This window comes from Nocardia sp. bgisy134 (assembly GCF_965341865.1).
In the GTDB taxonomy this organism is placed as follows: domain Bacteria; phylum Actinomycetota; class Actinomycetes; order Mycobacteriales; family Mycobacteriaceae; genus Nocardia.
Map to the genome: position 1 here is coordinate 189,057 of NZ_CBDQZP010000014.1, position 26,713 is coordinate 215,769.

At 70.7% G+C, this 26,713-nt stretch carries 23 protein-coding genes; 18 read left to right on the plus strand and 5 right to left on the minus strand.

Translation table 11 applies throughout. The features are described from left to right. Nucleotides 1–37 precede the first annotated feature (37 nt). Nucleotides 38–898, minus strand: coding sequence for an LLM class F420-dependent oxidoreductase (locus tag ACRWNM_RS24375; RefSeq protein WP_431970434.1), 861 nt, complete (start codon nt 896–898; stop codon nt 38–40). Between the two features lie 233 nt (nt 899–1,131). Here ACRWNM_RS24375 and ACRWNM_RS24380 point away from each other — a divergent pair, with 233 nt between their 5' ends. Then, a complete protein-coding gene (locus ACRWNM_RS24380; protein ID WP_431970435.1) occupies nt 1,132–2,556 on the plus strand; it encodes a threonine/serine ThrE exporter family protein in 1,425 nt (474 codons plus the stop codon). Between the two features lie 111 nt (nt 2,557–2,667). Continuing rightward, a complete protein-coding gene (locus ACRWNM_RS24385) occupies nt 2,668–3,330 on the plus strand; it encodes a heme oxygenase (biliverdin-producing) (protein ID WP_431970393.1) in 663 nt (220 codons plus the stop codon). A gap of 3 nt (nt 3,331–3,333) precedes the next feature. Here the strand turns inward: ACRWNM_RS24385 and ACRWNM_RS24390 are convergent, their stop codons facing one another. Next, nucleotides 3,334–4,848, minus strand: a complete 1,515-nt coding sequence (locus ACRWNM_RS24390) for a sugar transferase (protein ID WP_431970394.1) — start codon at nt 4,846–4,848, stop codon at nt 3,334–3,336. 496 nt (nt 4,849–5,344) lie between these two features. Here ACRWNM_RS24390 and ACRWNM_RS24395 point away from each other — a divergent pair, with 496 nt between their 5' ends. From ACRWNM_RS24395 to ACRWNM_RS24410, 4 genes are read left to right on the plus strand one after another with little or no spacing between them, the layout of a single operon-like run. Continuing rightward, the gene (locus ACRWNM_RS24395; RefSeq protein WP_431970395.1) at nt 5,345–6,664 is read left to right on the plus strand and encodes a methyltransferase domain-containing protein; all 1,320 of its coding nucleotides are present in this window, start codon (nt 5,345–5,347) and stop codon (nt 6,662–6,664) included. Beyond that, complete coding sequence (locus ACRWNM_RS24400; protein WP_431970397.1) at nt 6,661–7,437, plus strand: glucose-1-phosphate cytidylyltransferase; 777 nt, start codon at nt 6,661–6,663, stop codon at nt 7,435–7,437. Before ACRWNM_RS24395 ends, ACRWNM_RS24400 begins: the two co-directional genes overlap by 4 nt. After that, a complete protein-coding gene (locus tag ACRWNM_RS24405) occupies nt 7,434–8,084 on the plus strand; it encodes a PIG-L deacetylase family protein (protein WP_431970398.1) in 651 nt (216 codons plus the stop codon). Before ACRWNM_RS24400 ends, ACRWNM_RS24405 begins: the two co-directional genes overlap by 4 nt. A 2-nt stretch (nt 8,085–8,086) precedes the next feature. Then, on the plus strand, nt 8,087–9,127 hold the full coding sequence (locus ACRWNM_RS24410; RefSeq protein WP_431970399.1) for an NAD-dependent epimerase/dehydratase family protein: 1,041 nt from the start codon (nt 8,087–8,089) through the stop codon (nt 9,125–9,127). Between the two features lie 25 nt (nt 9,128–9,152). Here ACRWNM_RS24410 and rfbC read toward each other — a convergent pair whose 3' ends face one another. After that, the gene (rfbC, locus tag ACRWNM_RS24415) at nt 9,153–9,725 is read right to left on the minus strand and encodes a dTDP-4-dehydrorhamnose 3,5-epimerase (RefSeq protein WP_431970400.1); all 573 of its coding nucleotides are present in this window, start codon (nt 9,723–9,725) and stop codon (nt 9,153–9,155) included. A gap of 34 nt (nt 9,726–9,759) precedes the next feature. On the opposite strand from rfbC, the gene ACRWNM_RS24420 reads away from it, so the two are divergent. Both ACRWNM_RS24420 and ACRWNM_RS24425 read left to right on the plus strand, forming a co-directional pair. Continuing rightward, nucleotides 9,760–10,899, plus strand: coding sequence for a class I SAM-dependent methyltransferase (locus tag ACRWNM_RS24420; protein ID WP_431970401.1), 1,140 nt, complete (start codon nt 9,760–9,762; stop codon nt 10,897–10,899). Nucleotides 10,900–10,960: 61 nt separating this feature from the next. Continuing rightward, entirely contained in the window at nt 10,961–11,599 is a 639-nt protein-coding gene (locus ACRWNM_RS24425) for an MspA family porin (protein WP_431970403.1), read from the plus strand. A 21-nt stretch (nt 11,600–11,620) separates the two neighbouring features. Here ACRWNM_RS24425 and ACRWNM_RS24430 read toward each other — a convergent pair whose 3' ends face one another. Both ACRWNM_RS24430 and ACRWNM_RS24435 read right to left on the minus strand, forming a co-directional pair. After that, complete coding sequence (locus ACRWNM_RS24430) at nt 11,621–12,457, minus strand: glycosyltransferase family 2 protein (protein ID WP_431970404.1); 837 nt, start codon at nt 12,455–12,457, stop codon at nt 11,621–11,623. Nucleotides 12,458–12,466: 9 nt separating this feature from the next. Beyond that, entirely contained in the window at nt 12,467–13,792 is a 1,326-nt protein-coding gene (locus ACRWNM_RS24435) for a polysaccharide pyruvyl transferase family protein (RefSeq protein ID WP_431970405.1), read from the minus strand. 248 nt (nt 13,793–14,040) lie between these two features. Here ACRWNM_RS24435 and ACRWNM_RS24440 point away from each other — a divergent pair, with 248 nt between their 5' ends. The 10 genes from ACRWNM_RS24440 (at nt 14,041) to ACRWNM_RS24485 (ending at nt 26,682) form a co-directional block, all read left to right on the plus strand. Then, entirely contained in the window at nt 14,041–15,117 is a 1,077-nt protein-coding gene (locus ACRWNM_RS24440; RefSeq protein WP_431970406.1) for a glycosyltransferase family 4 protein, read from the plus strand. After that, nucleotides 15,114–16,268: a glycosyltransferase family 4 protein gene (locus ACRWNM_RS24445; RefSeq protein WP_431970407.1), complete on the plus strand. Its 1,155-nt coding sequence runs from the start codon at nt 15,114–15,116 to the stop codon at nt 16,266–16,268. Before ACRWNM_RS24440 ends, ACRWNM_RS24445 begins: the two co-directional genes overlap by 4 nt. Beyond that, the gene (locus tag ACRWNM_RS24450) at nt 16,261–17,652 is read left to right on the plus strand and encodes a lipopolysaccharide biosynthesis protein (RefSeq protein ID WP_431970408.1); all 1,392 of its coding nucleotides are present in this window, start codon (nt 16,261–16,263) and stop codon (nt 17,650–17,652) included. The genes ACRWNM_RS24445 and ACRWNM_RS24450 overlap by 8 nt, the downstream gene beginning before the upstream one ends. Continuing rightward, the gene (locus tag ACRWNM_RS24455; protein ID WP_431970409.1) at nt 17,649–18,662 is read left to right on the plus strand and encodes a CgeB family protein; all 1,014 of its coding nucleotides are present in this window, start codon (nt 17,649–17,651) and stop codon (nt 18,660–18,662) included. The genes ACRWNM_RS24450 and ACRWNM_RS24455 overlap by 4 nt, the downstream gene beginning before the upstream one ends. 73 nt (nt 18,663–18,735) lie before the next feature. After that, nucleotides 18,736–20,082 (plus strand): hypothetical protein, encoded by a 1,347-nt coding sequence (locus ACRWNM_RS24460; protein WP_431970410.1) that lies wholly within the window; start codon nt 18,736–18,738, stop codon nt 20,080–20,082. Between the two features lie 19 nt (nt 20,083–20,101). Continuing rightward, nucleotides 20,102–21,382, plus strand: coding sequence for a Wzz/FepE/Etk N-terminal domain-containing protein (locus tag ACRWNM_RS24465; RefSeq protein ID WP_431970411.1), 1,281 nt, complete (start codon nt 20,102–20,104; stop codon nt 21,380–21,382). Next, complete coding sequence (locus tag ACRWNM_RS24470) at nt 21,379–22,737, plus strand: glycosyl hydrolase family 28-related protein (protein ID WP_431970412.1); 1,359 nt, start codon at nt 21,379–21,381, stop codon at nt 22,735–22,737. The genes ACRWNM_RS24465 and ACRWNM_RS24470 overlap by 4 nt, the downstream gene beginning before the upstream one ends. A gap of 4 nt (nt 22,738–22,741) precedes the next feature. Continuing rightward, on the plus strand, nt 22,742–24,091 hold the full coding sequence (locus tag ACRWNM_RS24475) for a GNAT family N-acetyltransferase (protein ID WP_431970413.1): 1,350 nt from the start codon (nt 22,742–22,744) through the stop codon (nt 24,089–24,091). Between the two features lie 75 nt (nt 24,092–24,166). Then, nucleotides 24,167–25,546, plus strand: a complete 1,380-nt coding sequence (locus ACRWNM_RS24480; RefSeq protein ID WP_431970414.1) for a glutamate-1-semialdehyde 2,1-aminomutase — start codon at nt 24,167–24,169, stop codon at nt 25,544–25,546. Next, the gene (locus ACRWNM_RS24485; RefSeq protein WP_431970415.1) at nt 25,543–26,682 is read left to right on the plus strand and encodes a glycosyltransferase; all 1,140 of its coding nucleotides are present in this window, start codon (nt 25,543–25,545) and stop codon (nt 26,680–26,682) included. Before ACRWNM_RS24480 ends, ACRWNM_RS24485 begins: the two co-directional genes overlap by 4 nt. Nucleotides 26,683–26,713 lie beyond the last annotated feature (31 nt).

A 26,713-nucleotide genomic window follows, 5' to 3' on the forward strand; every position in this document is an offset into this window, starting at 1 on the left:
GCGCCGCCGCTCGTTCGCGGGCGGCGGTGCACGCGTCTCAGCGCCGGTCGATCCCGGTGAGCCCCAGTTTGCCCGCCAGCCGCTCGAGATAAGCGCGGACCTCCTCGGCGTCGCGGTCCGGCAGACCGAAAACCGCCTCCGTCACGCCGAGTTCGGCCCACTGCGCCAATTGCGCGGCATCGTGCCGCCCCGCCAGCGCGACGATCTCCGGGGTCTCGGTACGTCCGTGTTCGCGCCAGATCCGGTGCAGCAGTTCGATCTTCTCGCCGAGGCCTTCCTCGGTGGGTGTCGTGATCCACCCGTCGGCGTTCTTGGCGAGCCAGGCGAACGACTTCTCCCCGCCCGCCGCGCCGAGCAGCACGGGGATGCGCTTCTGCGTCGGCTTCGGCCATGACCAGCTCGGACCGAAGCTCACGAACTCGCCGGAGAAGCTCGCCTCCTCCTCGCTCCAGATCGCGCGCATCGCGTCCAGGTGTTCGCGCAACACCGTGCGCCGCTTGTTGGCGGGCACCCCGTGGTGGGCGAGTTCGTCGGTGTTCCAACCGAATCCGACGCCGAGGCTGACCCGTCCGCCGGACAGGTGGTCCAGCGAGGCGATGGCCTTGGCCAAGGTGATCGGGTGGTGTTCGGCGGGCAGCGCCACCGCGGTCGAGAGCGTGATCCGTTCGGTCACCGCCGCGGCCGTGCCCAGCGCGACCCAGGGATCGAGCGTGCGCAGGTAGCGGTCGTCGGGCAGGCTGGCGTCGCCGGTGCGCGGATGCGCCGCCGCGCGCACCACCGGAATGTGCGTGTGTTCGGGGACATAGAACGAATCGAAGCCGGCCCGCTCGGCTGCCGCGGCGGCGTCGGCGGGCGTAATGCCCCGGTCACTGGTGAACAACACGATCCCGTACCGCATCGCACGCACTCCCATCGCCAGAAATTAGAACAAGTTCTACCACCTTTCACCGCGCCGCACCATGGTCTTGCGCCCCGCGCACGCGTGCTGACAGGCGCGGATGCCGGACCCGCACCGCGACAACTATGGTCGCGGGCATGGGTCTTGACGCGCCGCCGGGAGGAGACAACACGAATCCGCGAGCCGATCACCCCGGCTGGCGCAACAGGGTGTGGCCACGCCGGGCCCCGCATCTGCCCGGTGTCAGCGAGGCCGTCGGGCTGCTGGTGGCCGACCGGCAGGCCACCGCCGACACCATCGTGGCCGCGCCCACTCCCCTGCAACCAATCGACCTCACCGACGACGCGAGGGTGGCCGAGGTGCTCGATCTCGCCGTACGCGCCGGAGAGGTGGTGCTCGCGTCGGGCACCGGCGTCATGGACACCACCACCCAGGTGCGTTTCATCGCGGCCACCTACGGCCTGGCCCGCTGCGATGTCGACGTCACCTACGACTCGATCCGCATCTGGGCCGACCGCGGCCCGCTGCTGCCGCCCGCGAGCACGATGCGCGTCGTGCAGTATCGCGCGCTCGACTTCACCCGGCTGGCCGCGGTGGACCGGCTCACCCGGCGCATCCGCACCCAGGTGGTCGCGCCCGAGGACGCGCGCGCGTCCCTCGACGCCATCACCTCCGCACCACACCCGTACCACCGCTGGACCGCGACGTTCGGCTGGTCGCTGCTCGCCGCCGCCATCGCCGCGCTGCTCGGCGCGGGCATCGTCGTCGCGGCGCTCAGCTTTGCCACCACCGCGGCGATCGACCGGACGAACCGGGTGCTGAACCGCTACGGGTTGCCGTTCTTCTTCCAGCACATGATGGGCGGACTCATCGCCGCGGTCCCTGCCATCGTGCTGTCCACCCTCGCCGAACCGCTCGGCTTCCACGCGGATCCCACGCTGATCATCGCGGCGGGCATCACCGTGCTGCTCAGTGGTCTGCAATTGGTGGGTTCGGTGCAGGACGCCATCACCGGGGCGCCGATCACCGCGACCGCGCGGCTGCTCGAGGTGGTGATGATGACCGGCGGCATCGTCGCGGGCATCGCGCTGGCGCTGCGTCTGGCGCAGGTGGTCGGCGCCACCGTGCCGTCCATCGATATGACCTCGGGTCGCGACATCACCGATCTGCCGGTCAAGATCGCCGCGGGCGCGATCGCGGCGCTGGCCTTCGCGCTCGCCTGCTACGCCGAGAAACGCGCGCTGGCCGCCGCGGCGTTCGGCGGCGCGGCGGGCGCGATCAGCTATCTGCTCGTCCAGCACGCCGGATTCGGTCCGGTGATCTCCTCCGGGGTGGCCGCCACCCTGGTCGGCATGGCCGGTGGTCTGATGGCCCGCCGCGCGCTGACGCCGCCGCTCGTCGTCGCGGTCGCGGGCATCACGCCGCTGCTGCCGGGTCTCAGCGTGTATCGCGGGCTCTACGCCATGCTCAGCGACGAACCGTTGCTCGGCTTCGATCAGCTGCTCGCCGCATTCGGCATCGGCTGCGCGCTGGCCGCGGGTGTGACGCTCGGCGAATGGTGCGACCGCTCGCTGCGCCGTCCGCGGATTCTCAGCCGTTTCGGTTCGCTCCGACGACCCATCGTCCGGCGCAGGCGGCGCGCGAATCCCGCACACTGATACCCTGCCGCGACTCGGGTGCGGCGAAACCGGCGAACCGGTATGGTCTGTGCGGTTAGTTAGGGTAGCCAAACAAGTGGGCTGCCGCAGGCGACGGTGAGGTGGTTCGGAATGTCGGAAGCAGTACCTTTCTCGGCACGCATCCAGTCCGCCACCGCGCGTCAGCACGCGGAGGCGGAGAACTCCTCGTTCATCAGCGACATGCTCGGCGGCGCGCTCGGCATCGACTCCTACCACCGCTACACCGGCCAGCTGTGGTTCATCTACCGCGCACTGGAGCAGCGCTGGCCCGAACTGGCCGACGACAGCGTCGCGGGCCCCTTCATCAAGCCGGAGCTGGCCAGGACCGCCGAACTCGAGCGCGACCTCGTCGCCCTGCTCGGCCCGGACTGGCGCGCCCAGCTGCGGGCGCTGCCCGCCACCGTCGCCTACGCCGAGCGCATCGAGGAGTGCTCGCGCGACTGGCCCGCCGGGTACGTCGCCCACCATTACACCCGCTATCTCGGCGACCTGTCCGGCGGTCAGGTGATCCGGGGCACCGCCGAGAAGCTGTGGGACCTGCCGCGCCGCGGCGACGGGGTCCGCTTCTACGTCTTCGACGGCATCGCCAATCCGGCCGCCTTCAAACGCGAATACCGGGCCCTGCTCGACGACCTGGCGGTGGACGAGCTCGAGCGCAGGCGGGTGCTCGAGGAATGCCAGCGCGCCTTCGACTACAACTCCGCGATCTTCGCCGAACTCGCCGCGGAGTTCCCGGCGCGCCGCCCGTCCTGACGGTCAGTAGGCGCCCTCGCCGCGAGCGACCGCGCCGATGGTCTTGGCGATGAGCAAGAGGTCGAGCACCATCGACCAGTTCTCCACGTAGGAAAGATCCAGCCGCACCGAGTCTTCCAGCGAGAGATCCGATCGGCCGCTCACCTGCCAGAGCCCGGTGATGCCCGGCTTGACCAGCAGCCTGCGCCGCATCTCGCCGTCATAGCTGTCGACCTCGCGCTGCACCTGCGGACGCGGGCCGACGACGCTCATCTCACCGCGCAGCACGTTGAGGAACTGCGGCAGCTCGTCCAGACTCAACTTCCTGATCACCCGCCCGACCGGCGTCACCCGCGGATCGTCCCTCATCTTGAAGAACACCGGGTTGCCGCCGTTGGCCTCGATCAGCGCGGACACGGTGCGCTCCGCGTCCTGGTACATGCTGCGGAACTTGATCATCCGAAAAGGCTTGCCGCCGCGCCCGATCCGCTCCGAGAGGTAGAACACCGGCCCGGGGCTGGTCAGTTTGACCGCCAGGGCGATGGCCAGCAACACCGGCGCGATCGCCAGCAGCACGCCCGCCGCGAAACACGCGTCGAAGACCGCCTTTCCGGTCGACTTGGCCCGGTCGTACTGCGGTTTGGCGATGTGCAGCATCGGCATTCCCGCGACGAGCCGGTTCGTCAGCCGGGTACCGGAGATGTCGACCACGCCGGGCGCGACGATCAGCTCGACGCCGAGCGGATCGAGTTCCCATGCCATCCTGCGCAATTCGACCGGACCCAGGTAGTCCGTCGCGGTGACCGCGACGGTGTCCGCACCGCTGCGGCGCACCGCCTCCAGCACCGAGCGATCGTCGCCGACGACGGAGAAGCTGCGGCCGGATGCCCGCAGCGAGTAGCGCCCCGTCGTGGCGACCCCGTCCGGAATGCACACGCCCACCACGCGATAGCCCGAATCCGGGTCTCGGGAGAACGCGCTCGCCATCGCCTGCGCAGCCTCCGGGGCGCCGACCACGAGCACCGAGGTCAAGCACTCCGCGCGATCGCGGCGCCTGACGCGGGTGTGCCAGCGCCAGCCCAGCCTGCTGGACATCAGTCCGAGCAGCCCGAGCGGCAGTGCGATCGCCAAATAGCCACGCGCGAAATCGATCTGGACGATCAGCGAGACGATGGCCACGGCGCCGAACAGGCGCAGCGTTGCCGAGACCAGCCGCCGGTATTCCTCGGTTCCCGAGCCGACCACCTGCGGCGAGCGGGTGTTCCCGGCGGCGAGGAACAGCGCCCAGGTCGCCGCGAGCGCCACGGAAACGACCGTATAGCCGATCTCGTAGGACAATCGCCAGGCCAGCGGCGGCGCCGCGGGCCCGCCGAACCTGATCACCTGCGCCAGACCGACCGCGCCCGCTATCACTAGCAGATCCGTTGCGGCCAAGTGCTTCACGTAGTCGGCTTGCCAGCGTTCCCGCTCGGAACGCGGCGGGATGTGCGACGGTCCGGATATATCGAGATCGTCGCTGCCCGTGAGCTCGTAGCTCATGGAACACACACCTCCCCCTGGGAGAGAATTCGTTGCTCCCGATCCCTGTCGATCGGTCCCCCGCAGTCCCGCATCGGCCGTCCCGGGGTGTTCGGTCATTCGACGGCCAACAGCAGATTGTTACAGAACTCGAAACGGCGCACATATCGAATGCCAAGGGTCACACTGTATTCCAGAGAATAGCCGACGAACTTCCGGTCGGTTTCGCCCCCGAATCGGAAATCCGGCCCGATCGGAATATTACGGCAGGTAGCGCACTCGAGTTGCTTTCGAATCGAAACGGCGACCGGGGGGCCGATCGCGTCAACCCCCGATAGCGGACTCGATGCCCGCCCACGACACGCCGAGAGACGTGTCCGTAAACCGCTATCTCACAGTCGATTTCATCAGCCATACGGGGGCAGTTGGTTGTAACGTCTCACTGGATCGCCTCGCCGCCTGAGGCGTGCCGGCCGCCTGCCGGGCGATCCGATCTCTCAGCAGAAGGTGGGTCTGCATGCGTTGTCGTCTGTGTGATTCCGCGCGCCTTTCGAGCGTGCTCGACCTCGGCGCGACACCGCCGTGCGAGAAATTCCTCGCGGTGGACGAACTAGATCTGCCCGAACCCGCCTATCCGCTCCATCTGCGGTTGTGCGAGGACTGTCTGCTCCTGCAGATTCCGGCCTTGATCACGCCCGAGGACACATTCACCGAATACGCTTATTTCGCTTCGTATTCCGAAAGTTGGGTGCGGCACGCTGAAAGATTCGTTTCGCACGCCGTCGAACGGCTCGGCCTCGGACCCGAATCCTTCGTCGTGGAGGCCGCGAGCAACGACGGCTATCTGCTCAGGCACGTGGTCGCCGCGGGCATCCGCTGCCTCGGCATCGAACCGTCGGTGAACGTCGGCGCGGCTGCCCGCGCACTGGGCGTGCCGACCGAAACCCAGTTCCTGGACGAGGATTCGGCGGCGAAGGTGCGCGCGGTGCACGGCCCTGCGAACCTGGTCGTCGCCAACAACGTCTACGCGCACGTGCCCGACCTGCGCGGCTTCACCCGTGCGCTGCGCGAGCTGATGGCCGACGACGGCTGGCTGACGATCGAGGTACACCACGCGGCGAACCTGGTGCGGCTCGGGCAGTTCGACACCATCTATCACGAGCACTTCCAGTACTACACCGTGTTGTCGGCCCAACGCGCACTCGCCACAGCTGGGCTCACCGTCGTCGACGTGGAACTGCTTGCCACACATGGTGGTTCGATCAGACTGTGGGCTCGGCCCGAGGCGGCGGCAGGCGCGCCCGGTGAACGCGTCGCCGCGGTGCTGCGCGACGAAGCCGCGGCCGGGCTGCACGACCCCGACGGCTACCGGGATCTGGCCCCGCGCGCCGCGCATGTGCGTCAGGAGCTGTTGCGCTATCTGCTCGCCCGGCGCGCCGAAGGCAAAAGGGTGGTCGGCTACGGTGCGCCGGGCAAGGGCAACACCCTGCTCAACTACTGCGGCATCCGCCCCGATCTGCTCGAGTACACCGTCGACCGAAATCCCTACAAGCACGGCCGTTTCACGCCCGGCACGCGCATCCCGATCCACCCGACCGAACGTATCGATGCCGACCGGCCGGATGTGGTGCTGGTGCTGCCATGGAATCTGGAGACCGAGCTGACCGCGCAATTGCGCCACGTCGCCGACTGGGGCGGCGAGCTCGTCTACCCGCTGCCGACCGTGCATCGCGCCGACCTCACCAGCGCGACCCCAGACGACGACGCGGACCCGTCCACCGCCGCGGCGTCCACCGACAACGACTTCGAACACTTCACGGGGAGGCACGCGCGATGAAAGTTGTGCTGTTCTGCGGCGGCTACGGGATGCGGATGCGCGACGGCTCCGACGACATGATCCCCAAGCCGATGCAGCTGGTCGGTCCGCGACCGCTGCTCTGGCACGTGATGCGCTACTACGCGCACTTCGGCCACAAGGAGTTCATCCTGTGCCTCGGCTACGGCGCCGAGCACATCAAGAACTTCTTCCTCACCTACGAGGAGTCGGTCTCCAACGACTTCGTCATCCGCGAGGGCCGCGTGGAGTTGCTGCGCAGCGATATCAGCGACTGGTCCATCACCTTCGTGGACACCGGCGTGGAATCGGCCATCGGCGAGCGGCTGCGACGCGTACGGCAGTACATCGGCGAGGACGAGGTGTTCCTGGCGAACTACGCCGACGTGCTGACCGACGCGCCGCTGGACGAGATGATCGCCAGGTTCACCGCCTCCGGCGCGGCGGCCTCCATGATGGTCGTGCCGCCCCAATCCTCGTTCCACTGCGTCGATCTCACCCCGACCGGCGAGGTCAAGGACATCATGCCGGTCGCGAGGATGCCGCTGTGGGAGAACGGCGGGTACTTCGTGCTCACCCAGGAGGTGTTCGACCTGCTGCCACCCGACGGCGACCTGGTGGCCGACGCCTGCGGCGCGCTGGCCGGGCAGGGCAGGCTGTTCGGGTACCGGCACCTCGGGTTCTGGAAGCCCGCCGACACGTTCAAGGAGCGCGCCGAACTCGACGCGGGCTACCGCGCGGGCGTGCGGCCGTGGATGGTCTGGGAACCCGCGTGATCCCTCTGATCGTCGCGCCCGTCGCCGAAATCGCGGTGCTCGGCGCGCACTGCGACGACATCGCGATCGGCATGGGCGCCACGCTGCTCACCCTCGCGCGCCGCCGTCCCGGCCTGCGGGTGCGCGCGCTGGTCCTGTCCGGCGGCGGCACCGAACGCGAGGCCGAGGAGCGCGCCGCGCTCGCCGATTTCTGTCCCGGCGCGGCGCTCGCGCTCACCGTCCTCGACATCCCGGACGGTCGCGCGCCCGCGCACTGGGACCGAATCAAGAACGCGCTGGCGGACTTTCGCGCTGGCTGTGCGCCGGATCTGGTGTTCGCGCCGCAGCGCGGCGACGCCCACCAGGATCACCGGCTGCTCGCGGAGCTGACGCCCACCGAGTTCCGCGACCACCTGGTGCTCGGCTACGAGATCCTCAAGTGGGAGACCGATACGCCCCGCCCCACCGTCTTCCAGCCGGTCGCCGTCGATCTCGCCGAGGAGAAGGCGCGGCTGCTGCACAAGCACTACCCCTCCCAGACCGGGCGCGACTGGTTCGACGAGGCCGCGTTCACCGGCCTGTCCCGGCTGCGCGGCGTACAGAGCCGCAGCGGGCACGCGGAGGCATTCGTATTGGACAAGGCCGTCGTCGAGCTGGGAGGCAACTGAACATGCGGGTACTGCTCACCGGACACCAGGGTTATCTCGGCACCGTCATGGCGACGGTGCTACGCGCCGCGGGCCACGACGTGGCCGGACTGGACTCCGGGTTCTTCGCCGACTGCGTGCTCGGCGCGCTGCCGGGTGATCCGCCGGGCTCGTCGGTCGACCTGCGTGACGTGTCGGCCGAGCAGCTGACCGGATTCGACGCGGTGGTGCATCTGGCGGCCCTGTCCAACGATCCGCTGGGCGCGCTGGCGCCCGAGATCACCTACGACATCAACCATCACGCGTCGGTGCGGCTGGCCCGGTTGGCGAAAGCGGCAGGCGTGCGCCGGTTCCTGTACGCCTCGACCTGCTCGGTGTACGGCGCCGCGGGCGAGGACCTCGTGACCGAGGACGCCCCGCTGCGCCCGATCACCCCGTACGCGGAGAGCAAGGTGCGCGTCGAGGACGATGTCGCGGCGCTCGCCGACTCCGGCTTCTCGCCCGTATTCCTGCGCAATGCCACGGCTTTCGGCTTCTCGCCGCGACTTCGGGCCGACATCGTGCTGAACAATCTCGTCGGCTACGCCGTGCTCACCGGCGAGGTGAAGGTGCTCTCCGACGGCACGCCGTGGCGGCCGCTGGTGCACGCGCGTGACATCGCCGCCGCGTTCGCGACCTGCCTCACCGCGCCGATCGACGCGATCCACACGCGCGCGTTCAACATCGGCACCGAGGAGAACAATCTGACGGTCGCCGAGATCGCCGAGGCCGTGGTAGCCGCTGTGCCCGGCTCCCGGCTGCTCGTCACCGGGGAGAACGGCGCCGATCCGCGCTCCTATCGCGTCGATTTCTCCGCCGCGCGCGATGCCATCGGATTTCGCGCCGAGTGGACCGTGCCCGCGGGCGCGACCGAGCTGTACCGCGAGTACACCGCGAGGGGGCTGACCAGTGCCGACTTCTTCCACCGTTTCACGCGACTGCCGCACCTGCGCAAGCTGTGCGACTCCGGGGTGCTCGACGCCTCGCTGCGCCGGATCGGGACAGCGGCCGCCGCGCAGACTTGATCGGACGCGCCGCAGGGTCGTCGGCTCAGCGCGCCGCGGGACGCTGCCAGACGGCGCGCAGCAGCTGTTCCCAGCTGCTCGCTGCCGCGTCGCGCGCCGAGACCTCGGTCACCGCGAGGGGCCAGGCGATGCCGAGGTCGGGGTCGTCGTAGGCGACGCCGATGTCCTCGGCCGGGTCGTGCGGCCGATCGATGCGGTAGCAGACGTCGGCCGTCGCGGTGAGGGCCTGGAATCCGTGCAGGAAGCCCGGCGGCACGTACAGGTGGTGGAAGTCCTTGTCGTCCAGCCGAAATGCCTGCTGCGCGCCGAAGGTGGGCGAGCTGGGCCGGATGTCGACGAGCACGTCGTGCACCGCGCCGTGCGCGCAGCGGACCAGCTTGGCCTCGCCGCGCCCGGAGCGGCCGTGCATGCCGCGAATCACGCCGCGCGCGGAACGGGATTGAGAGTCCTGGACGAACGCGGCCGCGGCGCCCGGCGCGCCGAGCCGCTCGTCGAAGGCCTCGGCGTCGAAGGTCCGGGTGAAGAAGCCCCGAGCGTCGTGGAACGGCTGCGGAACGAGCAGCAGGACGTCGGCGAGCTCGGTCTGCTCGATACGCACGGGGTCATCGTGCCATGAGAGAGGGGAATCCGGCATGAGTTCCGAGCCGGGGAATCTCTGCCGCGGCTGCGCGAGTGCGGCGCTGCGCCCGATACTCGATCTCGGGAAAGTTCCTGCGGCCGACCATTTTCCGAGTGCGCAGAGCCCGATCGATCCCGACGAGGCCGGACATCCGCTGCGCATGGACTACTGCGCCGCGTGCGGACTCGCCCAGCTCGCCGAGGACGACACCGTCACCGCGGAACCGAGGGGCGTGGAGCCGCGGGCGCTGCGCGATCAGGCGGCCGACGCGGTCGCCGCGGTGGCGGCGGCCGGGCTGCTGACCGGACACACCGCGCGCGAATTCGGCAGCCCGCACGGCGGCACCTGGCTACCGCTGCTCGCCGCGCGCGGCTTCACCGAGACCGTGGCCCCGGCAGACATGGTGCTGGACTGCTTCGGGATCATGCACGAGCCCGATCAGCGGGCCGCGTTCCGGCGGCGCGCGGCCGCGACCGCGCCGCACGGCGCACTGCTTGTCCAGTACCACTCGCTGGCCACCATCGTGTCGGCCTGCCAATGGAACGCGTTGCGCCACGGGCACTTCGCCTACTACTCGCTGACCGCGCTGCGGGGACTGCTGCACGAGGTCGGCATGAGCGCGACGCACGCCTGGACCTTCGACCTCTACGGCGGGACCATGCTGCTGCGCGCGGTGCACGGCGCGGCGGCACCGCACGATTCGGTCCGCACCGTGCTCGACAGCGAAGCGCCCCACGTCGATCCGGGCGCGCTGCCCGCGCTCCAGCGCACTGTCGACCGGCACGCGAGCGCGTTGCGCCGATGGCTGGAGGACCGGGCCGAGCGCGGATTTCGCGTCTACGGATACGGCGCCGCGTCGCGGGCGGTCGCCCTGTTCAGCCTGGCCGGGGCGCACCGCGGCCTGATCGCCGGGGTGGCCGACGCCTCCCCCGCCAAGCAGGGGCGGCGGATGCCGGGAACCGACATCCCGATCGTCTCCCCGCGCGAACTCGTCACGGCGCGACCGGATCTCGTGCTCCTGACGCTGCCCGATCTGCTGGCCGAGGTGCGCGCGGCCTACCCGGAACTCGACGGCCGCTGGGTGGTCGACGGGCCGTCCGGACCGCGGGAAGGAGGCACCGGGACAGCGATCGTTACCCGCGCCCCAACGTGATTCGTTGTCGCAGGGCCGCGTTCATTCCGTATGACAAGTATTCACGCAGCGAAGGACTTTGATGATCAACCTCAACCTGCCTCCTCGTCGGGGCGTCCGCGCCGTCGCGCTCGCCTCCGTCCTGGCGGCCGGGCTGGTCTTCGGGAACGGTTCCGCCGCGGCGGTAATCGACAGCAGCAATACCGTCGTGGACCGCCAGGACCGCGCGGTGGAAGCCATCCAGGCCGACACCCGCATCGATTTCGTACCCCCGCTGGACGGCAACCCGCTCACCAGGGAGTGGTTCCACCACGGGGAGGCGGCTTTCAAGGTCTCCGGTCCGCACGCCGAGGACTGGAAGGGCCGGATCACCATCGGCTATCAGGTCGGGTTTCCCGCCACGCTGAACGGCAAGATCCGCTTCGAGTATTCGACACCGGGCCTCGGCGTCGATCTCGGCGGCGGTGACGGCGCGTTGCTCAAGATCGACGGCTTGATCCCTCGGCTCGGTCTCCAGCTGGAGGTCGGTTTCGGGCCGGGTATCCAGACGATCGAATGCGCGAGCGGCGAGATCTCCGGCACGTCGGGCTTCATTCGCATGTCGGGCTTCCACGGCACCGTCACCGGCGTTGTCGGGCCGACCAACATTCGCCCGTTCGTGATGATCGTCGGCGCGAACGGCGACACGGTGATCACCTACGGCAGGCTCTGGACTATCTGAGCCCGCCGCAGGCCGCCCGGATCAGACCAGCAGATCCGGGCGGTTCCGCACGGTCGCCAGCGTCCGCACGCGCAGCCGGTGCAGCGCCGCCTTCGCCAGCCTGGTGTCCCCGGCCAGCACGTCCCCGCGGTGCACCAGTTCGGGATAGTCCTGCGCGATCCGGTGGTGGAAGCGGTACATCTCCGTCAGCTTGCTCACCGTCGAGGACCGGCTGCACAGGTTGAACGACGAATTGCGCCAGGCGGCAAGGATCTCCGTCATCCCGAAGAACGCGCCGAACGAACCGACCCTGGCGAACAGATCGACGTCCATCGGAAACACCAGATCGCCGCGCAGTCCGCCGACCTTGTCGTAGTGCTCGCGGTAGAACATCGCCGCCGCGGTCGGTCCGAAGTCGGCGGGCCCGCGTCGCACGATGGTGCGCGCCAGCACGCGCGGGGTCTGCCTGCCGAGCAGTCCCGCGAGGCCGAGCCCGGACTCCATGACCGCCCCCGCTTCGTCGATCACCTCGAACCGGCTCGACGAGATGGCGATCGAGCGGTCCGCCATCACCGCCAGCTGCGCGGCCAGCGCGCCGGGCCGCAGCACGTCGTCGGCGCAGACGACCTTGACCAGCGTGCCGGTCGAGGCGGTGATGACCTTGTCCCAGTTCCGGCCGATCGGTAGCACGGTGTCGTTGCACAGCACCCGCACCCGGGGATCGTCGACGGAGCGCGCCACCTCCCCCGTGTCGTCGGTGCTGGCGTTGTCCAGCACGACCAGTTCGAAGTCCTCGTCCTGTGCGAGTACCGAATCCAGCGTGGCGGCCAGCGTCCGCCCCGAGTTGTACGCCGGAACACACACCGACAGCGATGCCATGTCAGCCCCCTAGCCGTCGACCCGGGCGACCGGGCCGTTCTCCACCAGCCTGAACACCCGCTCCAGGCCCGCCCTGCTTGCTTCGATCTGCTCGACGGCCTTCTGCTGCAACGGATCACGCAGCTCGGGAGCGGCTGCCCACTGCTCGTCGATGGCCTCGCGCAGCGCCGTGTCCAGGTCGGGGTCGTCCAAGTGCACCACCCGCAGTCCGGCGCCGAACATGCCGGCCAGACCGTGGAATTTGTCGTCGTAATACTCCGAGGCGGTGATGCCGACCGCCGGAATGCCTTGAGACAGCGCGAAAACCGCCAGGTGGTAGGCGCTGGTCACCAGCACGCGGCAGCGGGCGACCTGCCTGGCCACGTCCTGCGGGCTGCCGCCGCGTCCGACCGGCGACCTGCGCCGGACCGCACCCGTCAGCAGCGGCAGCGTCGAGCGGCGGTCCTCGGAGGCGTACTCGGAAATGATCAGCGGCATCAGTCCCGCGTCCAGCGCCGCGGCGCGGTCACGGACCACCCGGCCCAGCGTCTCCCGCGCCTCCGCGCCGACCGGCGCGTACTCCGCGACCCGCAGGCACAGGCCGAGGTCGGCGCCGATGCGGGCGTCGCGCAGCCGGTAACCGAATTCCACCGCGTCGTCGCCGGTGACCATCGTCTGTTCCGGCGCGACGCCGAGCCGCGCCAGCAGTTCCGGTCCGCGCCTGCGCTCGCGCAGCGCGACGAAGTCCACTCCCGGCAGCACCTCGGCGGCGCGATCGAGCAGGCCCCGATCGCGTAGCGGGCCTAGACCCTGGCCGACGAGCGCGGTCGGAATGCCTTGGGAACGCGCCTTTTCCAGGAGATCGAGGGTGCGGTGCGCCTGGTACTTGTCGACGTCGGTCATGTACCCGCCGCCGAGGGCGAGCACCAGCGAGGCCTCGGCCACCGCCGCGGGGACCTCCGCCCGCGGCTCGGGCGCTTCGGGCTCGGCGACGGCGGTCGCGGCCTCGGCGCGCAGCGCGCGGACCCGGTCCTTGGGTCCGTCGGTGGCCGCACGCCAGCGCAGCGCGGCAGGTCCGATCAATTTCGTTGCGGCCGTGCGGGATACCCGGCCCATCCAGCCGCTGGAACCCCAGGACCAGTCGGGTCCGCTGATGGGTTCCGCCTCGGGAAGCAGCGCGCGCAGCACCGCGGGCTGGTGAGTGAGCACCCCGATGCGCGCGTGCGGCCAGCGAGCGCGCAACCGTTCGACGGTGGTGACCATCATGGCGATGTCACCGCGATTGCGCAGCCAGTACTCACCGTTCTCCACGAGCACGCGAATATCGCGCTCGGCAAGGGTGACTCGCTCGGGCACAGAACTACCGATCCCCACTGTGTCAGTCCTCCCGCTGGTCCCCCGCGGGTCGGCTCGTGCCGAGCACGAACTCGCTGTGCAATCTACCCCACGCCACCCGCCACGGCCAGCGTTCGCGATGCCACGCCGAGTACGCCTCCGTGTCCTAGACTGTTGCGCGGGAAGCGAGTTCGGCCGGGCGATGCGCGCGACCGGTGCAGGGAGTAGGGGGCCGTGTGACGGCAGGGACGGGGTCACTGCGTGTGCACATGACCGGGTCCGAATGGTTCACCGCGGAGCCGGGTGGACTCAACCGATACTTCACCGAGCTGTTCCACGCGCTCGCCCGCAGACCGGAGGTCGCGGTGTCGGCGGCGGCCTGGGGCGCGACCGGTGACGACGATCCGCCCGGAGCCCGATCCTGGGGCGCGACAGGGGGCTCCACCGCCCGGCGGGCCCGCGTCGCGTTCCTGGATCGAGCAGCGCTGCGTCGCGCCGCCGTGCTGGATCGTCACTTCTGCCTCTACGGGCCCGCCGCGATCGGCGGGAAGGGGCGGCTGCCGCTGGTGGTGCATTTCCACGGCCCTTGGGCGGCGGAGAGCAGGCTCACCGGGCAGCGTGAGCTCGCGGCCAAGGCGAAGTACCTGATCGAACGACTGCGTTACGCGGGCGCGGACCGATTCGTGGTGCTGTCCAACCATTTTCGCGAGGTGCTCGGCGCGGACTACCGGATACCCGAGGAGCGGATCGCGGTGATCCCGCCGGGGGTCGACCTGTCCCGTTTCCGTGCCGCCCCGCCGCCCGCGGACGCGCCGACCCGCACCGTCCTGTGCGTGCGCAGGCTGGAACGCCGCATGGGCATCGATACGCTGCTGCGCTGCTGGCCCGGTGTGGTGGCCGAGCGTCCGGACGCGCGCCTGGTGATCGTCGGAACCGGCACGGCGGAAAGGGAATTGCGCACCATGGCCGCCGGGGCGGGCCTCGGCGACTCCATCGTGTTCGCCGGGCACGTGGCCGACGAGCGGCTCGCCGAACTGTACGAACAGGCCGCGCTCACGGTCGTGCCGACCACCGCGCTCGAGGGTTTCGGACTGATCGCGCTGGAGTCCCTCGCCGCGGGCCGGGCGCCGATCGTCACCGACTGCGGCGGGCTTCCGGATTCGGTTCGCGGGCTCGATCCTTCGCTGATCGTCCCGGCCGGCGCGGCCGACGAGCTGGGCGCGCGCATCACCGCCGCGCTGCACGGCGCGGTGCCGACCCCCGAGCGCTGCCGTGCGCATGCGGAAACCTTCTCGTGGGACGTCACCGCGCAGCGCCACGTGGCGATGTACCGGACGATCACATGACGATCCGGGCGGTGTTCCTCGCGCACACGGCGGTTCCCTCCGGCGCCGAACTGGCCACCCTGCGACTGGTGTCCGCGCTGCGCGCCGAGCGGCTCGTCGAGGTCGCCGTGATCTACACGGAGGACGGTCCGATGGTCGAGCGGACGCGGGCGCGCGACGTCGACGCGCGCGTGGTCCGCGGCGCGTTCGACAGCCGCGCCATGACGATCGGGTCCGGGCCGCTGCGGCTGCTGGCGGGCGCGCTCGCGCTGCTGCGCCTGGGCTGGACCCTCGGCGCGCACCCGGCGATCGGGCAGGCCGACGTGCTGGTCGCCGAGAGCACCAAGGCGCTGGCGATGGGCGCGGTGGCGGCCCGGCGCGCGGGCATACCCCTGGTCTGGCAGGTGCACGACCGGATCGCGGCCGACTACTTCGGGCGGCTGCCCGCGCTCGTCGTCGGCCTGCTCGGGCGGGCTGTGGCACAGGGCTTTCTGGCCAACAGCCGAACCACGCTGGCCACGCTGCGCACCGGCCGGCGCCCGGCCGAAGTCGCCTATCCCGGAGTCGAACTCGGTGCCGCACCGGACCGCGCCGCCCAGCGCGACCCCGCCGAGACGGTGGTCGCCGTATTGGGGCGGCTCGCCCCGTGGAAGGGACAGGACGTGCTGTTGCGCGCGGTGGCCGCGACGAGGATCCGGCCGCGCCGGGTGCTGCTGATCGGCGGCGCCTTCTTCGACGAGGAACCCTTCGCCACCGAATTGGACCGGCTCGCAGCGGATCTCGCGCTCCCCGTGACCCGCACCGGTCACGTCGACGACCCGAGCCCGTACCTGTGCGACGCCGACATCCTGGTGCACTGCTCGGTGCTGCCCGAACCGTTCGGTCAGGTCGTCGTCGAAGGCATGCACGCGGGCTGCGCCGTGATCGCCTCCGGCCCCGGCGGTCCCGAAGAGATCGTGCGCACGGGCGCCGACGGTCTGCTGGTGCCCGGCGGGGACGAATCGGCGCTCACCGCCGCGCTCGACACCCTCATCGGCGATCCGGACCTGCGCACGCGCCTGGCCGCGGCGGGGCGCGGGCGCGCCGCGGATTTCGACGTCGCCGTCACCGCCCGATCCGTCGCCGCCTTCCTCGGCCGGATCGTCCAGCGCCGGGGCGCCGCCCATGTCTGAGGCGCGGTATGCCGCGGACCACGCGGGTGCGGGCGGCGCGCATCGCAGGGACGACGAGGCGCGCGGGCCGTCCGGCGGCGGCGCGCACCGCTCGCAGGGGTTGCTCGCGGTGCTGCGCGATATCGGGTACGTCAGCTTCGGCAAGTACGGCCAGTACGTCATCACGGTGGTGACGGTGCCGCTCATCGCGCGCGTACTCGGCACGCACGGACTCGGCCTGCTCGCGATCGGCATGGCCGCCTATTACCTCGGCTCGCTGCTGGTGGACCTCGGCATCACGTCGTTTCTCGCCGCGCGGGTGCACGACACCGCCGAAGACCGCGAGGACCGGCGCGGCTACGTCAACCAGCTGCGCGGCGACTACCTCGCCATCCGCGCCACCGGCCTCGCGGTGCTCGGCGCCGTGCTGGCCGCCGGCCTGGCGGTCGGCGTTCCGGAACAGGCGGACATGATCCTGCTCGGCCTTGTCGCCGGCGGATTCTCGTCGACATCGGAGGACTGGCTGCTGATCGGGCAGGGCCGGTTCGGCACCTCGACCGCGTATCAGGCGGTGGGCCGGATCGGGTATCTGATTCTGCTCGTGGTGCTGCTGCCCCGGCTGCCGCACGCGTACGTCGCGCTGCTCTGCCTGCTCGTGTCCTCGGTACCGACCGTGACGCTGACCTGGTGGGACGCGCTGCGCACCTACGGCAGGCCCGCGCGGCCGCGACTGGTGCGGTCCGTACTGCGCACCGGCGCACCGGTACTCACCTCGCGGTTGCTGATCACGTCGTACGGTCAGGGCGCGCCGGCGGTCTACGCCGCGGTGCTCGACGCGGCGGCGCTCGGGCTGTACTCCGCGGGCGATCGGCTGGTGCGGGCGATCCAATCGATGCTCGACCCCATCGGCTTCGCGCTGCTGCCGCGCATGGCCCGCCGCAGCGCCGACCACCGCTTCTGGCGGCACGCGCTGCAAGCGCTCGCGGCGGCAGTGTGCGTGGCGACGGTGGCGGCCGCGGCGGTGTGGCTGGCCGCGCCCGTGCTCGTCCACCTCGTGTTCGGCGACAAGTTCACCGGAGCCATCGGGCTGTTGCGCGTCGAGGTGCTGATATTGCCCGCCACCACGGTCACCTCGTTCGTCACCACCGCAGTGCTTCCGGTGCGGCAGGACACCACCGGCGTGCTGATCGGCGCGGTGCTCGGCACCTGTGTGGCCGCCGCGGCGCTGGCCATCGCGTTCCGCACACACTCGGTGTGGACGCTGGTGTACGGCTCGGTGGTCGTCGAATGCACCGTTGCCGCCTGGTATCTCGCGCGCGTGCGCAGGCTGATCGTGCGCGAGCGAACCCCGGCGGCGAGCTCCGATCCGGCCGTGGTGATGATGCGCGAGGAGGGCGGCGCTTGAGGATCCTCTATGTCGGCGACGATTGGATCGGCAGCAATGCCCGCTCACTGGCCGACGGCTTCCGCCAAGCCGGGCACGAGGTGCTCGTCGTCGACTCCACGCCCGTGACGCTGCCCGCGCGGCTGTCCCCGCCGTGGCTCTACGCCAAGGCGGCGCGGCGGCGCGCGCCCTGGGCCGTCGAGCGGCTGCACACCGAGATCGACAGCGCGGCAGCGGCTTTCCGCCCGGATCTGCTGTTCGCGTTCAAGTCGGTGCACCTGGACCAGCGGCGGCTGCTGGCCACACCCGCGGCCCGCCGCGTGCACTACAGCCCCGACGACGTCGCCAATCCGGAGAACATCACCCCCGATTACCTGGCGCACGAACCGGACTGGGATCTGGTGGTGACCACCAAGCGGCACAACGTCGCCGAGCTGCACGAGCGCGGCGCCCGCGCGGTCGCTTTCGTGCGCAGCGCCTACGACCCGGCCTGGCATCACCGCGCGGCGCGGCGCGGCCGACGTGAATTCCTGGCCGGTTTCGTCGGCGTGTGCCGTCCGGACCGCCGCGCCGACCTCGTCGCATTGGCGCGAAAGTACGGCGAGCGCATGTTGATTCGCGGACCGGGCTGGCGACGAGTGCCCGAATTGCGGTCGACGGGGGCGGTGGTGGCGGGACCGGTATACGGGCAACACTATTCGGCGGTGATCGCCACGGTCACCGCCAACCTGGTGCTGCTCAACTCCGACAACCGCGACACCCACACCTGCCGCACCTTCGAAGTGCCCGCGGCGGGCGGGCTCTTCGTCGGCGAGCGCACCGACGAGCACGCCGAACTGCTGCGCGACACGGCCGAGTGCTTCCTGTTCACCGACACCGCCGAACTGCACGAGATCCTCGACTGGTGCGCGGCCAACCCGGAGCGGGCCGCCGCCGTCGCCGACGCCGGGCACCGCAGGATCGTCGAAGGCGGCCACCGCTACGTCGACCGGGCGCGGGAGATCCTCGCCGCGCTGGAGGCTCAGGTATGAGCGAGCGCAGCGAGCGAACAATGTGCCAGCCCGCCGGAGGCATGCCGGAGCCGAGCGCCAGCGAGGCTCGGGCATGAATCCGGTCGCCGAACTCGCCGCCGTCGCGGGGGCGCTGCTCACCCTGGTCGTCGCGGCCGCGTGGATTCCCGGTGTGGTGCGGGTTTTCGTGATCGCCCAGGCGGCGTTCTGGTCGCTGTCCTACATCGCGCGGCCGCTGGTGTTGCTCGCGGTGCGGCCGCAACCGCACTACGGCGACAACGTGCCCGACCCGCGACTGGCCGAGCTCGGCTACGACCGCGGCATCGCTCTCGTTCTCGACCACGTCGTGTTCGGACTGTGGGTGTACGCCGCGCTGGTGGTGGCCTACGCGGTGTGGGCCCGCAACCGTCCGCCTGCCGCGCCCGCCTTGGCAGGCGACCCGGATCTGATACCCACGCTGGTCACCATGTACGCGCTCGGCCTGCTCGGTCGCGCCGCCGCGGTGGCCACCGGCGCGGTCGGCAACGCAGGCGATGTCACCAGCGCCAACCCGATCCTGAGTTTCGTCTCGATCCTCGCCACGGTGGCGTCGCTCGGTCTCATCGTCTTCGCGCGCCCGGCGCGACCCGAGACCGCCGCCCTCGTCGTCGGCGCGCTGCTGGCCGGGGAGCTGGCCTGGACCGCGGTGGTGGAATCGAAGACGCCGATCATGGGCGCGGCGATGGCCGTCGCGATCCGCTTCGCCCTCTCCGGGTGGACGCGGGCCAAGGCGTTCGGCGTCGCCGGGATCGGTGTGCTCGGCATCGGCGGGTTCGGCTGGCTGCAATCGTTCAAGACCACCGAGCTCGCCAAAGCCGAAGCGGCGCTGATCGATTCGGACTACCCGACGGGCATGCGTCCCTTTCTGAGCATCCTGCGCCGGTTCGACCTGCTCGAGGCCGCCACCGACGCCTACCTGCACGGTCCCGGCTACTGGCTGACGCCGGGCGAGGTACTGAACAACGCGGTCCTCAGTCTCGTGCCCGCCCAACTGCTCGGCACCCAGAAGTTCCAGTCCGGCACCGCGTGGGCGCAGGACGTGCGCGGCGCCTCGGTCGACATGAGCAAGGTCTCGGTCTCGCTGGCCGAGGGAAATCTCAACGAGGGCTATGTGCTCGGCGGCTACACGGGCGTACTCGTCTGCGCGCTGTTCACCTTCGCGCTGCTGCTCGCCTGGGCGCGGGCGCTGTCCTCGCGGCTGTTTCCCGTCGTGGTGCTCGGCCTCGCGATCACCGGCTCCTCCGCGCTGTTCGAACGCGGAATCCTCGGCAGCATGGAGAACCTCGGCAAGTTTCTGCAGGCCGCCGTGCTGGCCTGGTTCATCCACGCGGTGGTCACCGAGGTGCGGCGCCGCACCCGGCACGCGCCACCGCAGGTCGTCGTTTCACCCGTCGTAGCGTAGGGAAAAGAGGTTCCTGGCAATGGGATTGACCGAATACTGGCGGATCGCGCGCCGACGCTGGCTCGTCATCGCCGGGGTGGCACTGGTGTGCCTCGCGGCGTCGGCGGTCTATCTGCGCGGCCAGCCGACCACCTATTCGGCCTCCAGCAGCATGTACGTGTCGATGGCGACCGGCACCTCGGTGAACGACTCCTATCAGGGCGGGTTGGCGGCTCAGCAGCGGGTGCGGTCGTACCTGGACCTGGCGACCAGCGTCACGGTGGCGGAACGGGTCATCGACGATCTGAGCATCGACATGTCCGCCGACGAACTGCGCGGCAAGATCACCGCCACCTCGCCGCCCGCCACCACCCTCATCGTCATCTCGGTCAGCGACGGCAACGCCCAGCGGGCGCGCGATCTCACCAACACCGTCGTCGCGCACTTCCGCAGGCTCATCGACGAATTGGAGACCATCGAACGCGACGCCGCGCCCGCCGCCCGCGTCGCGGTGGTGGACCGGGCGGAGCTGCCCACGTCACCCTCCGGACCGCAGTCCGGGCGCGTTCTGGCGCTGGGTCTGCTGGCCGGGCTCGCGCTCGGCGCGCTCGCCGCGTTCCTGCGCGATCGCACCGACCGCACGCTGCGCACGTCCAACGATCTCGAGGCGCTGCTGCCGGTGCCGATCTTCGGCATCATCGACGAGGGCAGGCCCGGCGCGGCCGACGAGACGCGCAGGATGCGCACCCGGCTGCTGCGCGAAGGGCACACGCACGCCATCCAAGTGACCAGCCTTTCCCCCCGTTCCGAACCGGAAGTCGCACTGGCACTGGCGAAATCGTTCGCCGACACCGGACGCTCGGTGGTGCTCGTCGACGCCGACACCTCCGGCCGTGGCGGATCGGAGCGATTCGCGACCGGACATGGGCAGGGGCTGGCCGCTGTGCTGCGGGGCGCGCCCGCCGCCGAGGCGCTGACCGGATGGCCGGAGACGGGCCTCACCGTGCTCCCCCTCGGCGACACCGACCTGCAAACAGCGGATCTGCTCGCGTCCGAACGGTTCGCGGGCGTGCTGGCCGAGCTGCGCGCGGATTTCGAGCACGTCGTCGTGCAGACCGCCCCGGTCGCCGCGGCCGCGGACGCCATCACGGTGGCGCCGCTGTGCGAGCGGACGCTCGGCGTGGTCGAACTCGGCGCGACCACGGCACCCCAATTGCGTGGCGCGCTCGCCACATTCGGCTCCGAGCGGCTCACCGGCGCGGTAGCGTACAGCAGGCCGGGCAACCGCTTGCAGCGGCTCGTGGGAAGGCTGCGGAGATGACCGACGACGGCCTCGGCCGACGACGATTACTTGCCGCGTCGCTGGGCGCCGCGGTGTCGGTGCCGCTCGTCGCGGCCTGCGCCGATCCTGAGACGCCCGGCATCGGATTCCGTTCCCCGCACGTCACCGACGCGCCCGCGGCGCGCAACGTGCGCGATTTCGGCGCGATCGGCGACGGGGTGGCCGACGACACCGCGGCCATCGCCGCCGCGGCCGCGGTGCAAGGCATGCCGCTGGTCCTCTATCTGCCCGCGGGCCGCTACCGGGTGACGGCCTGGCCGCCGATGGCGGACTACGCCACCGTCCTCGGCGACGGCGGCGACGTCTCGCTGATCGTGTGCGAGACCGACACCACGCTGATCTCGCTGCGCCAACGCAATCGGGTCCGGTTCGCGCGGCTGGGCATCTACGTCTCCGGGCCGCGCGCGACCGCCGTCGAGCTGTCCGAGTGCTTTCGCTGCTCGTTCGACTCGGTGGTGATCCGCGGCAACCATCTCAGCGGCAACCACCCGCGTTTTCTCGAGCAGCGCGGCGTGGTGCTCGAGGACAACACCGGCGGCACCTCCTTCGTCAACTGCGACATCAACAATTTCGGTTTCGGCATCGTCACGTCGTGCATCCAGAACTACGTCACCTCCTCCAAGCTGACCAGCAACTACGTGAGTGTGCTCGGCACCGGCAACGATCACAACGCCGGACTCGCGCTCAGCAACGTCGAATTCGTCTCCGACAGCGATCCGCGCACCACCGCGCGGCACATCGATGTCGACGGCGCGGCCAACGACTGGTGGCTGACCAATGTCTGGTTCGAGGGCGCCGCCACCGCGCTGGCGATCGGGCGGCGTGAGCGCGGCGGGCCCGCGCAGTTCGGCATGGTCAACTGCAAGGTCGCGGCGCGTGAGGTCTGTCTCGAGCTGGCCTACTGCCGCCAGCCCTACCTGGCCAACGTGCAGTTCGACAAGGATCTCGACAGGCATCCCATCGAGGTGCGGGTGGATCGCACCGGCTGTCCCGAAGGCACCGCGGTGAACCTGATCTCCAGCGCCTCCGACGATCTCGAGCCTGGGCTTTTCCCGGACGGCTGGACCGTGATCAGCCGCGACAGCCTGCACACGCCCCGATTCGACGGCACCCTCGTCGGCCGGGCAGGCCGCAGCGACGCCGACATCTTCCAGGCGCAGACCAGTGACGGGACCGTCCGCTCGGCGGTGCTCTCCAACGGCGCGTGGCTGTCCGACCATCCCGACGCGGGCGTCGTGCTCAAGGACGCCGCGGGCGGCTATTGGCGATTGTCGGTGGCCACCGACGGCGCGCTACGGACGAAGTCCCTCGGCCGCCAGCGACCCAAGGAGTGATCCCGTGTCCGACAAGCAGCCATCGCTGTCGCGCATCCGGCTCGGTCCGGTGGTCCTGCACGGCGCCACAGTGGTGCTCCGCCCGCCCCGGATCGCCGATCACGGGCAGTGGCGCCGGATCCGGTTGCGCGATCGGAGCCAGATCGAACCGTTCTGGTCGAGCTCCCCGCTGGAGTGGCACGAACGGCACACCGCGAGACTGTGGGTGCGCGAATGCCTGGCGGTACGCGAGGAGTCGCGCGCCGGGCGGCGGGTGGCGATGGTGATCGAGGTGGACGGCCGTTTCGCCGGACAGGTCGAGCTGATCTCGATCGACACCGGAACGGGCAGTGCGGAACTCGGCGTCTGGGTGGACTCGGAGGTGGCCCGGCACGGCATCGGCGGTCTGGCGGTGGCGATGGTGCTCGACTTCGGTTTCGGGCCGGTCGGATTGCAGCGCATCACCGCACCGATCTCACCCGCCAACGTCGCGACCGCGAGCGGAGCCGTCCGGCTCGGGTTCCAGCGCGAGGCCATGATGACCCGCTACTTCGACGCAGGGGGCGCCCGGCGCGATCACGAACTGTGGGCGCTCACCGCCGCCATGGTCCCGCCGGGTGGCTTCGCCGCCGCCTGGGTGCGCGGGCACCGCGCCGACCGTTCGGCGCCGAGGCCCCTGCCGCCGACCGCCGAGCGCACCGGCCCACCCATCGACACGGGCACCGTGATCGCCGCCGCGGCACGGCATTACGCGGGACGCGTGCTGCACCTGATGGATCCGCTGCGCGCCCCGCGCGTGCCGCCGCTCAGCGACCGGGACCAGCCGCGCGTCGTCCTGCGCAAGCGGCGGCTCGCGGACGGCCGGCAGTGGCGTGCGGCCCGGCTGCGGGCCAGGGCGGCACTGGACCCGAATGCCGAAGCGCCGCATTCGACGTGGGCGGACGCGCACACCCGGGGGCACTGGCTCCGCGAGGTGCTGCGGTCCAGACCCGGGCTGCGTTCGACGGCGGGCCTGGTGCTCGCCATCGAAGTGGACGGCGCCTACGCGGGCGAGTGCCGCCTGTTCGATCTGGACATGTTCGATCGCAACGCGCGCATGTTCGTCTGGACCGATCCCGCGCTCGGCGGCGACACGGACCGGGTGCGCACCGCCGCCACTCGGCTGCTCGTCGCCTACGCCTTCGACGCGCTGGGGCTGTGCCGCATCGCCACCGCGATCGAACCGCAGGACCGCGACGCAGCGGCCGTCGCCGCCCGGATCGGCATGGTGCGGGAGGGCAGGATGAGCCGGTTCGTCGGGGCCACCGGCCGCCGCGCCGACCACGATCTGTGGGCGGTCACGGTTCCGGACGACACGGCGTCGCCCCGGACGTAGAGTTGTGCGCAGAATCCTTCGCGCGCAACCACTTTCACTGTGCGCGCGATCGCACGGGGAAGCCAGGAGATCGGTATGGAGCACCGCACGGCTGAGGAACCGGCCCCGCGACATCGCGGGTTCACGCGCAGCAACGAACTCCAGGCGCGCCTGCACGACCTGGTGCCGGGCGGCGCGCACACCTACGCACGCGGCCCCGACCAGTACCCGGAGTCCATGGCGCCGATCCTGGTGCGCGGCAGCGGCTGCCGGGTCTGGGACGCCGACGGCAACTGCTACATCGAATACGGCATGGGCCTGCGCTCGGTCACCCTCGGCCACGGCTACCGTCCGGTGCTGGACGCGGTGGCGGCCGCGATCGCCGACGGCGTCAGCTTCAGCCGTCCCACCGAGCTGGAACTGCTTGCCGCACAGGACTTCCTGGATCTGGTCCCGGGCGCCGACATGGTGAAGTTCGCCAAGAACGGCTCCGATGCCACCACCGCGGCCGTCCGGCTGGCTCGCGCCGTCACGGGGCGCACCGTGATCGCGGTCTGCGACCAGCCGTTCTTCTCGGTGGACGACTGGTTCATCGGCACCACGCCGATGGCCAGCGGCATTCCCGCCGCCGCGGTGGCCGAGACGATGCGGTTCCGCTACAACGATCTCCCCTCGCTCGCCGCGGTCCTGGAGACCGAGGCCGTCGCCGCGGTGGTGATGGAGGCGGCCACCGCCCTCGCCGAACCGGACCCCGGCTTCCTGGAAGGCGTGCGCGAACTCTGCGACCGGCACCGCACCCTGCTCGTCTTCGACGAGATGATCACCGGATTCCGCTGGTCGGCGGGCGGCGCGCAGGCGGTGTACGGCGTGCGGCCCGACCTGTCCTGCTGGGGCAAGGCCATGGGCAACGGTTTTCCCATCTCCGCACTGGCGGGCAGGCGCGAGCTGATGGAGCTGGGCGGCCTGCGCACCGACCGGGAGCGGGTGTTCCTGCTCTCCACCACGCACGGCCCGGAATCGTCGTCGCTGGCGGCCTTCCGCGCGGTGGTGCGCGAGTACGCGACCGGCGATCCCGTCGCCCGTATGGAACACGCGGGGCGGCTGCTCGCCGACGGGGTGAACGCCGTCGCCGCCGAACTCGGCATCGCCGAACACCTCGAGGTGCTCGGCAGGCCCTCGTGCCTGATCTTCGCCACCCGCGACGCCGACGGCGAGCCGTCGCAGGCCTTCCGCACGCTGTTCCTCCAGGAACTGCTCGAGCGCGGTGTACTGGGCCAGTCCTTCGTCACCTCCGCGGCGCACACCGAAGACGAGGTGGCGCAGACGATCTCGGCCTGCCGTGAGGCGGCGATCGTCTATCGCAAGGCGATCGAGCAGGGCAGCGTCGACGGACTGCTGCACGGCAGGCCCGTCGCCCCCGCACTGCGCAAACACGCCGAACCGCGCCGGATCGACACCGGGCAGGCGGGCGCGTGACCGAGCCTCCCGCGCCGCGAACCGTCACCGCACCGCGCATCGCGATCGTCCACGAACGCTTCACCGAATACGGCGGCTCCGAGGCGGTGGTCGCCGAGCTGCACGAAACCTGGCCCGGCTCCGAGGTTTTCGCCCCGATCGTCGATCCGGAGGGCATCCGTCCGCCGCTGAGCCGCGTGCACGACACCTGGCTCAGCCGCGTCCACGCGGCCACCGGGCGGCGCTCGCACGCCCCGCTGTTGCCGCTGGCGCCGCGCGCACTGCGCGGCCTGCCGCTCGACGGACGGTTCGACGCCGTCGTCATCAGCCACCACGCCTTCGCCACCCAGGCCGCGTTCGCGACCGAGGCGCCGACCATCGCCTATGTGCACAGCCCGGCTCGCTGGGCCTGGGAGCCCGGCTTCCGCGCCCAGGAGGCGGGCGGGCCCGCGGGCCGGTTCGCTCTCACGGCTCTCGGCGCGCTGGCCCGCCGGTGTGAGACGCGCGCCGCGCCGCGCCTGACGCACGTCATCGCCAACTCGCATGCCGTCGCCGACCGCGTCCGCGAGTGGTGGGGGCGGCCCGCCACGGTGATCAATCCGCCGGTGGACATCCACCGCTTCACCCCCGATCCCGCGGTGGCGCGCGAGGACTTCTTCCTCTTCGCGGGCAGGCTCGTGCCGTACAAGCGGCCCGACCTGGCGATCCGCGCCGCACGGCGGGCGGGCTGCCGCCTGGTGATCGTCGGCGGCGGACGCTTCCGCGCACACCTCGACACGCTCGCGGGGCCCGAGACCACCTTCCTCGGCCCGGTCTCGGACGAGGTCTTGCAGGACATGTACCGGCGTTGCCGCGCGCTGCTCATGCCCGGCATCGAGGATTTCGGCATCATCCCGGTCGAGGCGATGGCCTGCGGCGCGCCCGTGCTCGCCGTCGGACTCGGCGGCGCGCTGGACACCGTCCGGCCCGGCGTCACGGGCGGCTACGTCGAACCGGGTCCCGACGGCGCGGTGACCGCCGCCCTCGCCGCGGCCATGACGGATTTCGACCCGGCCGCCTACGATCCCGCCGAAATTCGCGCGCACGCCACCACATTCGCCCCGGCGGCGTTCCGCGCTCGGATAGCCGACGCCGTCGCGAGCATTCTGGTCAATTGACCAAGTGAGCCGGACGGTTGCCCGAAAGGAA